Raw genomic sequence first — 11,398 nt, 5'->3', positions numbered from 1 at the left:
CTGCACACCTGCCATGAGCCGGCCATCGTCCAGAGCTTCGAGGACTTCGGCCGCGACGACATCCACGCCGACCTACCCCATATCCCGCACCCGCTGCTGCTGGTGACGGCCGAGCGCGGCGACGTGGTGCGCGATGCGGACGTGGCCGAGTGGCAGGGCCTGGCGCCGCAGACCGCGCATGTGCGCGTGCCGAACGCCGGCCACATGATCCCGTGGGACAACGAGGCCGGCTTCTATGCGGCCCTGGGCGAGTTCCTCGGCGCGAGCATATGCCCCCCCTGAGCGGCTGCGCCGCTTCCCCCAGGGGACGACACCCTCGCTGCGGGGCGGCCCTTGCTTGGTGTCCCTGGCGAAATTCACGCGCCCACCACCCATATCCCAGTCAATCAAGGAGCCGACCATGTCCGTCAGCGACATCGACCTGATCCACGCCTGGAAGCAGGTGCTCACGCTGTCCCGGCTCGAAGCCGGCCAGACCGTGACCGTGCTCACCGGCGCCGACACCCACCCGCAGACGCTGCGCTGCGCCATCGCCGCCAGCAGCGAGATGGGCGCGCGCGTCAACCGGCTCGACCTGCCGCCCGTCAACGCCGAGAAGTCGCTGAGCCGCGACTCGCTGGCCTACCTGGGCACGACGCCGCTCACTGGCAACCCGGCAGCCATCGCTGCGCTCAAGGCCAGCGACCTGGTGCTCGACCTGATGACCCTGCTGTTCTCGCCCGAGCAGCACGAGATCCTGCAGACCGGCACCAAGATCCTGCTGGCCGTGGAGCCGCCCGAGGTGCTGTGCCGCCTGGTGCCCACCGAGGCCGACCGCGCGCGCGTGCAGGCCGCCTCCAAACTGATCGAGGCTGCCGCCCAGATGCACATCACCTCGGCCGCGGGCACCGACCTGCGCTGCCGCCTGGGCAGCTTCCCCGCGATCTGCGAATACGGCTTCGTGGACCAGCCCGGGCGCTGGGACCACTGGCCCAGCGGCTTCGTGCTGACCTGGCCCGACGAGGGCGAGAGCAACGGCCGCGTGGTGCTGGACCGCGGCGACATCCTGCTGCCGATGAAGGACTACGTGACCGAGCCCATCGAGCTGACCATCGAGAAGGGCTACGTCACCCGCATCAGCGGCGGCCTGCAGGCCGAGATCCTGCAGGAGTACATGGCCGCGTACGAGGACCCGGAAGCCTATGCGGTGTCGCACGTCGGCTGGGGGCTGCAGCCGCGCGCCCACTGGTCCATGCTGGCCCACTACAACAAGGAAACCCACATCGGCATGGACGCCCGTGCCTTCGAGGGCAACTTCCTGTGGTCCATGGGCCCGAACAACGAGGCCGGCGGCAGCCGCACCACGGCTTGCCACATCGACATTCCCATGCGCCGCTGCTCGGTCGCGCTCGACGGCCGCCCGGTCGTCATCGCCGGCGTGGTGCAGGACGAGCAAGGACTGGCGCGCGCCGCCAGACAGCCGAAGCAACGAAAGGACATCCCATGACAACGACCACCAGCGCCCAGAGCATCCCCACCGAGGGCGTGCAGGGCGACATCTCCGCCTATGCCCGCCAGGGCTTCGGCACGCCGCTGCCGCTCAAGGCGCCGTTCGGGCTGCTCATCATCGACTTCGTCAACGGCTTTGCCGACCCGGCGGTGTTCGGCGGCGGCAACATCCCCGCTGCCATTGCGCAGACGCGCCACCTGCTGGCCCATGCGCGCGAGCGCGGCTGGCCGGTGGCTCACAGCCGCATCGTGTTCTCGGACGACGATGCCGACAGCAATATCTTCTGCCTCAAGGTGCCGGGCATGCTCACGCTCAAGGAGGGCAGCCACGACAGCGCCATCGTGCCCGAGCTGGCACCGGCGCCGGGCGAGTATGTGGTGCGCAAGGCCACGCCCTCGGCCTTCTTCGGCACCATGCTCGCGCCCTGGCTGGCCCAGCGCGGCGTGCAGACCCTGCTGGTGGCCGGCTGCGTGACCAGCGGCTGCGTTCGCGCCAGCGTGGTCGACGCCATGCAGTCGGGCTTCAGACCGCTGGTGGTGGCCGACTGCTGCGGCGACCGCGCCCTGGGACCGCACGAGGCCAATCTGTTCGACATGGCGCAGAAGTATGCTGCCGTCATGCCGCTGGCCCAGGCATTGAACGCCGTAAACAACATTTCCATCCATCTCTAGGAGATCAACATGACTCAACACGTAATCATCGCGGGCGGCGGCCCCGCAGGACTGCTCACTGGCCTGGGCCTTGCTCAGGCTGGAACACGCGTCACCATCATCGAAGCCAGCGACAAGATCAGCGACAGCCCGCGGGCACTGGTCTATCACTATGCCGTGCTGCCGCACCTGGAAAAGCTTGGCGTACTCCACGATTGCATTGCAGCCGGTTTTGTGCGCCAGGACTATGCATGGAGCGTGTACGACACCTCCGAGCTGATTCACTGGAGCCTCAAAGGCCTGGAAGGCCATACCAAATACCCATATGCATTGCATCTGGGCCAAGACAAGGTCGCGCACGTGGTGACAGCCCACCTGAAACGCCTTCCTAATGTCGAAATCCGCTACTCCACGACCATCAAAGATGCAGCACAGCATGACTCCGGTGTGGTGGTGACGGTCGAGTCGAACGGCAAGACAGAGACGCTGGAAGGTCAATGGCTGATCGGCGCAGACGGTGCCACCAGCTGCGTGCGACGCGACATTTTGAAGCTCAACTTCTTTGGTATTACCTGGCCCGAGCGCTACGTTGCCACGAACACCCGAGTCGATCTCGACAAGTTCGGCTACGCCAATTGCACCATGCAGGTGGACGATGTCTATGGCTCGGTGATCTGCAAGATCGACCAGAACAATCTGTGGCGCGTGACCTTCATGGAAGATCCTGCACTGCCGCTCGAGGGCATCGAAGACCGCATCCGCACCATGTTCGACAAGCTGCTGCCGGTAGGCGCCAACTACGATGTCGTGTCCTACTCCCCGTATCGCATGCACCAGCGGGTCTCGGACCGCATGCGCATGGGCCGCATCCTGCTGGTTGGTGACTCTGGCCATATCACCAACCCGACTGGCGGTCTCGGCTTGACCGGAGGCATGTTCGACAGCTTTGCGCTCGTGGAAGCCCTTGGCCGCGTGATTCACGATGGAACGAGCCACGGCATCCTCGATGCCTACGAAGCCGACCGTCGCCAGAAATTCATTGAGCTAGTCTCGCCTCGCGCCACGGCCAACCTCCATCACCTCTACCACACGGCTCCTGGCAAGGCTATGGACGACTGGGTGGCTAACACCAAGGCCATTGCCAAGAGTCCTGACGCCATGCGTGACATCTTCAGCTTTACCGAAAAGCTGCTGACGGTGTACTGAAGCCGCCACGCACGATGCCCGCCTACATACTTGCGGATTTTGGTGGCCGCTTTTTGACGACACCACCCAACCAGCACCAAGGTACGACACTTCCTGGAGTGAGCGCATACGTGGAGTGGTTCATACCAGTCAACGCCCGGGATGTCTCCGTCACCTTCGTGCATGGCGGCGGCGGGCAAGGCTCGGAGTTCCTGCGAACGCCCGATGGGCGTCCAGGCTGGGCACATGCCTTCCTGCAAGCGGGGTTCCCGGTCTATGTCCTTGACCGGCCGGGACATGGCCGCAGTCACTGGAACGAGGCTACGCTGGGGGCGTCCTTGCCGCAGCCAAGCTACGAAACGCTCTATCCGCGATTCGTTGAACCGGCCCGGCATGCGCTCTGGCCCGAATCGCAAGCACACACCCAATGGCCTAGCGATGCCCCGCAAGCCGGCGATCGTTTCATGGCTAGCCAAGGCGTGATGGCGAACTCGTTGGTCTCTGCTCAACGGCACAGTGAGGCCATCTCAGCGGAGCTGTTTGCATTGACCTCTGACACAGTGCTGATATCGCACTCTGCTGGTGGCCCTTGCGGCTGGGCCATGGCCTCCATTGGAGGTCCCAAGGTCAAAGCAATCATTGCCATAGAGCCACAAGGCGAGCCAGGACTTACGCATCCACAAGGGACGTTCTCCAACGGCTTGTGCGCGGCTGAATTCCAGGGAACCCATGACCCTTATGACCGCCCCATCACCTTCGTGACAGGTGAGGCCACCTGGATGCGCGGCATGAATGCCAGAGCCTCTGAATACCTGCGTCAGCAAGGCTACGACATAACACACCTGTGGCTAGAGCAACACGGCATCCATGGCAACGGCCACATGCTCATGTCAGAAAAAAACAGCGACGACATCGCCGCACTGCTCATCAAGCACCTAAGCGGGCAATTGCAAAAACACCGCTAACGGCTTACTCGCCATCTCTCATCATTCATAGATTCCATCAAAAAATCTCGCAGACAGGAGACACCCCATGAGTACTACATCCGGCTCGACCGTGAGTCCAACGCCTTCCCGCAACACCGCGGCACCAGGCACCTCCCTTGGCAAATTGCTGCGGACCCGGTCCATGATCGCAACAGGTCTGGGCAATGCCTTGGAATGGTTTGACTGGACCATTTACGCGGTATTTTCGACCTACATCGCCAAGGCGCTTTTCAACCCAGCGGACCCGACCTCAGCACTCCTGGGAACGTTGGCTGTATTTGCCGTTGGCTTTGTTTCCAGGCCACTGGGCGGCATCTTCTTTGGCCGGCTGGCAGACCGTATTGGCCGCAAAGGCGTGCTGCTAAGCTGCATGCTCCTCATGGGCTTTGGTAGTCTCATGATTGCAGTCATTCCGACCTATGCACAAATCGGTGGTTGGGCATCCTTCCTCATCTTAGTCGCGCGGCTTGTGCAAGGCTTTGCCCACGGTGGCGAAGCCACCGCTTCATATGCGTATGTAGCCGAAATTGCCCCCAGGGAGCGCCGAGCTTTCTGGTCAAGCAGCATGTTCTTCAGCGTTGGTCTGGGAAGCATTCTGGCTACGCTGCTCGGTGCATTGCTCAATCGCATGATTGCCGCTGAAGACATGAGCGCCTGGGGTTGGAGGCTTCCGTTCTACCTTGGGGCATTGCTGTCCGTGGCTGTTCTCGTCATGCGCAGGGGCATGATGGAGAGCGACGTACATGAGTCTCACCTTGCCAGCGTCCAGACCGCCAGTGAATGGAGCAATGCAAAGATATTCAAATGCGCTGTGGGAATTTTTTTCTACCAGGCGGGCGTGGGGCTGCCCTACTACATTTGGACCGGCTATGCCGCGATCTTCGCCATCACGCAACGCGGGATGGATCCATCCCAGGCTTTCTTGGCCAGCGTGTTCGCACAGATCATCTACATCATCGCGACACCCATCTGGGGTTGGGTCTCGGATCGCATCGGTCGCAAGCCCGTGGCGATTTTCTATTTTCTGGCCGTTGCGGTTCTTTCGTACCCTTTGATCAAATTCGTCTCCAATGACCCATGGACGCTTTTCGCTGCCCAGGGTCTGATGCTGGCATTGACAGGCTGCGTGGGCGGTACGATGCCCGCCATTCTGGCCGAGCAAATCCCCACACGCTACCGCTCTCGCATCCTCGGTACGGCGCTGCCAATCTCAGTGGCCCTGTTCGGAGGCACCGCACCCTATCTGAGCAGTTGGTTCAGCAGCATGAAGCTCGAATGGGTCTTCAACGCCTATGTGACTGTCATGGTCCTCATCGCCGCAATCGTGGTCTGGACCTGGAAGGAGACCAAAGGCATCGACCTGCGGGATGTCAACTGATCGACGCGCAAGGGCCAGAACTCAGGCCTTGGCGGGCTCAGTTTCTGCCGGATTCAACAACGCCTTACGCTTAAGAGCTGGGTCCAAGTCAAGGCTGAGCACGTGCGCGAGCATCTGCTCTGCAGACATCGAAATTTGCTCCGGTGTCGCTCGATCGGCCTCATGAAAAACAAACGGCGGCAGGAACCTCATGCCGATCAGGTTGGCAGTCTGCTGTAACGGCTTGAGGGTTTCGCTAATGGAAAACTGGTTGAGCCCGCCCGCCTGATAGGTGTGTGCCGCACCTCCCGTCGAGATAGCGGTTATCCACTCCTTGCCTTCAAGCGCATTCCCGCGCGAACCGTAGGCCCAGCCATAAGTCAGCACCTCGTCGAGCCATTGCTTCATAAGCGGCGGCACGGAATACCACAGCAGCGGGTGCTGAAAAACGATGCGGTCGTGTTCCTCCATTGCGGCTTGTTCAAGAGCGACATCAATTCGCCCGTCCGGATACAGCTCATAGAGCTTGCGGACATGGAGACCAGGCTCACATGCCAATCGCTCTGCCCAGATGCGATTTACGCGCGACTCACGCAAATGAGGGTGAAAAATTTGGACTAGCGTCTTCATGTCGATATCAGTCATCAAAGAAGGGATGCATGAAGTCTAGGAGTTAACACCGCATGGAAATAGCGCTGAGATCCCAATTCATTCGTGCTCCAATTGCACGAGCAATGAAGCCGCTAAGCTATTCAAGGGGAACCGCATGTATCCACTAGACTGGCTCGACCCCATCGACCCGCAAGACCTGCTGCGCTTTCTGGCTGTGGCGGAAGCAGGCAGTTTTCAAGCTGCAGCTGATCGCTTGCATGTCGATCGCTCGGTCGTCTCGCGCCGTGTGGCAGCGCTTGAAAAGACCTTGGGCGTCCGATTGCTGAGACGTAGCACTCGGTCACTCTCATTGACTGAAGCAGGTGTCGCTGTTGCAGCTCGTGGACGTCGTCTTCACGCATTGCTTGGCGAAGTGAGGCAGATTGCCGACGAAACCCGCCTGGAAGCGCGAGGGCTGTTGCGCATAACGTCCTCTACCCATTTCGGCAATCGCTACGTGCTGCCCGCCGTACTGCAATATCAGCGGCTGTATCCGCACGTCATAGTGGAGTTGGAATTAGACAACCGTCATACCGATCTCATCGCGGATGGCTTTGACTTGGCCGTGCGCATTGGCGAGCCCAAAGACTCCCGGATCATCGCGCGCAAGCTTTGCAGCAACCCCGTATGTCTCGTCGCGTCGCACGAATTCATCGCACGTCATGGGTCCGTCACCTCCTTGCCCGCACTGCTTCAGCTGCCAGCTGCCTCCTATAGTGCGGAAGGCATGTGCTTCGAACAACTTGAATATCTGGATGAAATGAATGCTCGACGATCCGCCCCAATGCACGTCGCATTCTGGAGCAATAACGCGGAGACGCTCTATCAAGCCGTCAAAGGTGGCGTTGGCTGGGGTTGCATGTCTCGGTTCGTCGTCCATCAGGATCTGGTCGATGGCCATCTGGAGCAACTATTGCCACAGTTGCTGTTACCACCATACAACTCGGTCTACGTCGTCTACAGTCAGCGGGAACTGCCGCTTCGAGCACAGCTCTTTCTTGATCTGCTACATGGCACGGTGACAGACGATTTATGGTCTCATCCACATCGAACTGCATGATGAAAGCTCTTCTCCACCGGGAGACAGCTTCAGGCTGATCAGAGACGTTCGGTTTTGCCTTACCAGGGGCCGCTGCATCCGATTCCGGACATCGATTCCAAGCGTCCAGGCAAGCCGCGTCGATTCACATGCATGATGCAATGTTTCGGATTCAGCCAGCGCAATGCCTTGCTCGTGGTGAAGATGTCGGCTTCGAGCTACTTGCACAAGCCGGCAAAAGGGACGAATCGGCGACGAAGATTCCCTGCAGGCTTCTCATCATGGCCACTGCGGTTCTACCCACCATACATGGGCCGACTACTGCTTACACAGCCGCCATCCATCCTGAAGCCACCTCAAAAAGCATATCGCCACGCATGCAGCCGGAACAGCGACAGCACCGTATGCCTATGCTGCATCAAGTTTAGTTATCGAGTTAACGCTTCAATCCATTAAATCAATATCAACTCATATACATCCTCGTTACAAATCAGACAGAAGCCAATTACATTGGCAACCGTCGTAACGGAGCGCGTACGAGGCTTGGGCTTTAGGCGCCGCGATCCACGTTACCAAACAGCTATTCCGAGGAGACCCCATGGCGGCCTGCGCCTTCTACTGTTGCCACCCCACGATCGAGAGGGTGATGCCGCAACCAGGAAGGCAGGGAGTGGGCAGAAGGTTGGCCTGGGCACTGGCGGCCACCATTAGCTTGTGGGCTGTCTTGTGCGCCAGCGCCGAAGCCGACACGACGGCCGGGGTGTCAACCTTGTTCAAGACCGGGACCAACCTGTCGAACCAGTCCACCTCCGATTCACGCAACAGCAGCACCGGCACGGCCGCACCCGGTGACACCATCAAGTGGGTGCTGAACTACAGCAACGAGACCGGCGCCACGGCCTCGGTCAGCATCAGCGATCTGATCACCCAGGGCCAGGGCTATGTGCCCGGCTCGCTGCAGGTGCCACCGGCGCTGACACCGCGCTACACCATCAACAATGGCGGCTCCTGGGCTAATGGCACTCCACCAGCCGGCGCCAATGGCGTGGGTGTACAGGGCAGCGTAGCCGGCAGCAACAGCGGCGCCGCCGCCATGAGCCCTTTTCAGGTCACCGCGCTGTCCTTCAATACGCCGGGCGGCGATGGTTATTCGGTCGAAGGCTACGGCAACAATATCTATACGGTGTACCACCACAACCCGAGTAGCACCGTCGTGTTCTGTGCCACCATCAACAATCAGGTGTGCCCCGGCTGGCCGGCGCGGTCGACCTATGTCAATGCCACCCCGGGCACCAAGATCGGTACTGGAGGAACTAGTCCGTATACCACGGCGGGTGTCAACGGTTCATTCATCGCCAATGGCAAGCTCTATTGGCCGGTGCATGCGAACTTTTGGTTGCCCGGCGTCAATCCGCTGGCCGCATCGGTCGGGCTGCAATGCCTGAACTTGGATACGCTGCTCAGCTGCGGCTTCATCGAGCTGGATAGGCTTCCCTTTGGCGCACTAAATGGCAGCTACGGCATGATCGCCGGCGATGGAGTCCAGGCTGGCAACGGCAAATACTATTACGTCGCCGCCAGCGGAAACCTGTTGTGCTTCGACCCGGCCGCTGGCACGGATGGCGCATCCTGCGGGGCTTTCAACGACCTGGGCAACAACCAGAAAGTACCCGCCGTGGCGGGGCCAGGCTACTTTGCCGAAGTGGGCACTTATGGCAAATACGTGTACTTTACGCATTCCCGTAACGGGCAAACCTATCTCTACGGTTATGACGTGTCGGGTGCGAGTCCGGTTGCCGTCACGGCACAGAATACCGGTCCTACACAAGATGCGACGGCGACTAGCTATGCAGCCAGTGAAGTGTTTCCCGTGGTCTCTCAGACGGGAGTGGTGCTGGGGGCCTGTGCTGTCTACAACTCAGCCTGTTTCGATACCTCCAACAATCCCATTGCGAATCCATGGACCCAGCGGCAGTATTCCTACCGCCCAAACGTTGCCAATCCTGCGGCAGGATTCGCATTTGGCACCGGTGTGCTGATCGGCACCAAGTACTACACCACGGTGGGCAGCACCAGCACCAATTGCTATGACTTCGCCAACTGGAGTGGAACAGGTGCGGTGCCGGCCTGCAGTGGATTCAATGGCCCGGGCACTCGCGACAGTTATTCCGTGCGCCCATTGGCCAACCTGCCGGGCTGCATGGCGATTAACGGCGATGGTGCGCAGATCAAGGTCTTCAATCAAGTTACCGGCGGTGCCTGTGTCAGCGGTTCGGCCTCGGTGCCCCCAACCGCGCCTTCGGCCTATTACTGCGATGGCACGTCGCATACCTCCCAATGGGACAAGCTGACGCTGCTGGGCCTTACGGGTTCCGAATATGGGCAGGCCGTCGCCACCGTGTACGACATGAATGGCGCGGCCGTGCCAGGCTTCTCCAACGTGGTGATGAATGGCACCACGCTCGATATTTCTTCGCTGCCCGTCTCCGGCAACTATGCATCACTCTCTGCGGCGATCACGTTGACGGGCGTGACCGACCAGGCGGCCGTCAACAAGGCTTCGGCCACGCTGTCGTGGGCCGGCGGCCCGATGCAGATGTGCTACCGGACCACGGTACCGCCCCTGGCCTGTGGCAGCAGCACACCGATGTCGAACGTCGCTCAGGCGGTGACCACCGCGGGCAATGTGACGGATGGCCCCGCCGGCACGTCCAGCGGTACGGCCCTGTTCACGGCGGCACCGACGGCAGCGCAGTGCCGGCTGAACTTCACCAAGACGGCTTCCGCCCCCATCCTGCAGCCGGGCGGAGCGCTGAGCTATACGATCACGGTGACGAACCTGGGCACGATGCCCTACTCCGACGCGGCCCCGGCCTCATTCAGCGACGACCTGAGCCAGGTGCTGGCCGGCGCGACCTATCTGACGGCCACGGCCACGTCAGGCTCGGCCTCGTATGCCACGCCGATACTGTCCTGGAGTGGCCCGCTGGCCGCAGGTGGTACGGCTACGGTCCAGTATCTGGTGACGGGTGGGGCCAACCCGCCAGCAACCTTGGCCAATACGGTGGTGTCGCCCCAGCCTTCGAACTGTCCATCCAATGCGCCGGCGGCGGAGTGCACAGCCGTCGTCACCCCAGTGCCGCAGGTCAGCATCGCCAAGAGCACGCCGGCGACGACGTTGACGTCCGGGGGGCAGATCGTCTACACCATCGTCGCCAGCAATACGGGTACTGTAAGTGCAACAGGTACGGTGGTGTCCGATCCGCTGCCGGCTGGCATCGCGAGCCAGACTTGGACTTGCTCCAGTGCGGGCGCTTCCTGTCCGAACCCGAGCGGCTCGGGTAGCCTGAATGAAACGCTGACCAGCTTTCCGGCGGGCAGTACGGTGACCTATACGGTGACGGCAACCGTGAGTGCCGATCCGCCGGCACACGTCACCAACACGGCGACAGTCGTGCCGCCGGCCGGTGGCATATGCGCCCCGAGCCAGACCCAGCCGCCCTGCAAGAGCGAAGTGACGGTGCCGCCCGCGCCGCAGGTGAGCGTCACCAAGACAGCGAGCACCGACAAGCTCAGCCCGGGCGGCACGATTGTCTACACGGTGACGGTGACCAATACCGGCACGCTGCCCGCTGACAACACGCAGGTGTCCGATCCGCTCGCCGCTGGCCTCACCGCGTATTCGACGACCTGTGCCGCCACGGGCGGCGCGCTGTGCCCGAATGGCGCGGGCCCGAGCACTGGTCCGCTGAACGAGACGATTGCCACCCTGCCGGTTAGCGGCAGCGTGGTCTATACGATCACCGCAGCCGTCAGCTCCAACCTGACCAATGCAGTGACCAATACCGTCCGCGTCACGCCGCCACCGAACGGCCTGTGCACGCCAGGCAATACCGCGCCGCCATGCACGGCAACGGTGACCAGCGCCCCGCCGCCTTCAACGGCAGCCGTACCGCTGGATGCGCGCTGGATGTTACTGCTACTCGCCGCGCTGCTAGCTATGCATGCTGTGCGCCGGATGCTCCAACAACGATAGCGTTT

The 11,398-nt window shown here is 61.4% G+C and carries 9 protein-coding genes; 8 read left to right on the top strand and 1 reads right to left on the bottom strand.

The window, feature by feature from the left end:
• From ACYVKR_RS02885 to ACYVKR_RS02860, 6 genes are all read left to right on the top strand, one after another.
• Positions 1-282, top strand: a 282-nt coding sequence (locus ACYVKR_RS02885) for an alpha/beta fold hydrolase (protein WP_460479245.1), incomplete at its 5' end; no start/stop codon positions are given.
• A 118-nt stretch (positions 283-400) separates the two neighbouring features.
• Positions 401-1,486: a M29 family metallopeptidase gene (locus tag ACYVKR_RS02880; RefSeq protein ID WP_460479244.1), complete on the top strand. Its 1,086-nt coding sequence runs from the start codon at positions 401-403 to the stop codon at positions 1,484-1,486.
• Entirely contained in the window at positions 1,483-2,160 is a 678-nt protein-coding gene (locus ACYVKR_RS02875) for an N-carbamoylsarcosine amidohydrolase (RefSeq protein ID WP_460479243.1), read from the top strand. Before ACYVKR_RS02880 ends, ACYVKR_RS02875 begins: the two co-directional genes overlap by 4 nt.
• A 9-nt stretch (positions 2,161-2,169) precedes the next feature.
• On the top strand, positions 2,170-3,345 hold the full coding sequence (locus ACYVKR_RS02870) for an FAD-dependent oxidoreductase (protein ID WP_460479242.1): 1,176 nt from the start codon (positions 2,170-2,172) through the stop codon (positions 3,343-3,345).
• Between the two features lie 14 nt (positions 3,346-3,359).
• The gene (locus tag ACYVKR_RS02865) at positions 3,360-4,289 is read left to right on the top strand and encodes an alpha/beta fold hydrolase (protein ID WP_460479241.1); all 930 of its coding nucleotides are present in this window, start codon (positions 3,360-3,362) and stop codon (positions 4,287-4,289) included.
• A 67-nt stretch (positions 4,290-4,356) separates the two neighbouring features.
• Positions 4,357-5,688 carry an MFS transporter gene (locus ACYVKR_RS02860; protein ID WP_460479240.1) on the top strand — a complete coding sequence of 444 codons (1,332 nt, stop codon included), beginning with the start codon at positions 4,357-4,359 and terminating at the stop codon, positions 5,686-5,688.
• Between the two features lie 21 nt (positions 5,689-5,709).
• On the opposite strand, the gene ACYVKR_RS02855 is transcribed toward ACYVKR_RS02860, so the two are convergent.
• Positions 5,710-6,312 (bottom strand): NAD(P)H-dependent oxidoreductase, encoded by a 603-nt coding sequence (locus tag ACYVKR_RS02855; protein ID WP_460479239.1) that lies wholly within the window; start codon positions 6,310-6,312, stop codon positions 5,710-5,712.
• A gap of 121 nt (positions 6,313-6,433) precedes the next feature.
• Here ACYVKR_RS02855 and ACYVKR_RS02850 point away from each other — a divergent pair, with 121 nt between their 5' ends.
• Together ACYVKR_RS02850 and ACYVKR_RS02845 are read left to right on the top strand one after the other, a co-directional pair.
• Positions 6,434-7,378 (top strand): LysR family transcriptional regulator, encoded by a 945-nt coding sequence (locus tag ACYVKR_RS02850; protein ID WP_460479238.1) that lies wholly within the window; start codon positions 6,434-6,436, stop codon positions 7,376-7,378.
• Positions 7,379-7,955: 577 nt separating this feature from the next.
• The gene (locus ACYVKR_RS02845) at positions 7,956-11,393 is read left to right on the top strand and encodes a DUF7927 domain-containing protein (RefSeq protein WP_460479237.1); all 3,438 of its coding nucleotides are present in this window, start codon (positions 7,956-7,958) and stop codon (positions 11,391-11,393) included.
• The last annotated feature ends 5 nt before the right edge of the window (positions 11,394-11,398 follow it).

The sequence above is a fragment of the Comamonas humi genome, assembly GCF_054782535.1.
Note: the sequence above shows the minus strand (reverse complement) of the source record. Positions and strands in the feature narration are given on the sequence as shown.

Excerpts from the sequence above, each read along its gene's own strand:
- ACYVKR_RS02880 (WP_460479244.1), top strand. The coding sequence starts at position 401 with ATGTCCGTCAGCGACATCGACCTGATCCACGCCTGGAAGCAGGTGCTC.
- ACYVKR_RS02875 (WP_460479243.1), top strand. The coding sequence starts at position 1,483 with ATGACAACGACCACCAGCGCCCAGAGCATCCCCACCGAGGGCGTGCAG.
- ACYVKR_RS02870 (WP_460479242.1), top strand. The coding sequence starts at position 2,170 with ATGACTCAACACGTAATCATCGCGGGCGGCGGCCCCGCAGGACTGCTC.
- ACYVKR_RS02865 (WP_460479241.1), top strand. The coding sequence starts at position 3,360 with ATGCCCGCCTACATACTTGCGGATTTTGGTGGCCGCTTTTTGACGACA.
- ACYVKR_RS02860 (WP_460479240.1), top strand. The coding sequence starts at position 4,357 with ATGAGTACTACATCCGGCTCGACCGTGAGTCCAACGCCTTCCCGCAAC.
- ACYVKR_RS02855 (WP_460479239.1), bottom strand. The coding sequence starts at position 6,312 with ATGACTGATATCGACATGAAGACGCTAGTCCAAATTTTTCACCCTCAT.
- ACYVKR_RS02850 (WP_460479238.1), top strand. The coding sequence starts at position 6,434 with ATGTATCCACTAGACTGGCTCGACCCCATCGACCCGCAAGACCTGCTG.
- ACYVKR_RS02845 (WP_460479237.1), top strand. The coding sequence starts at position 7,956 with ATGGCGGCCTGCGCCTTCTACTGTTGCCACCCCACGATCGAGAGGGTG.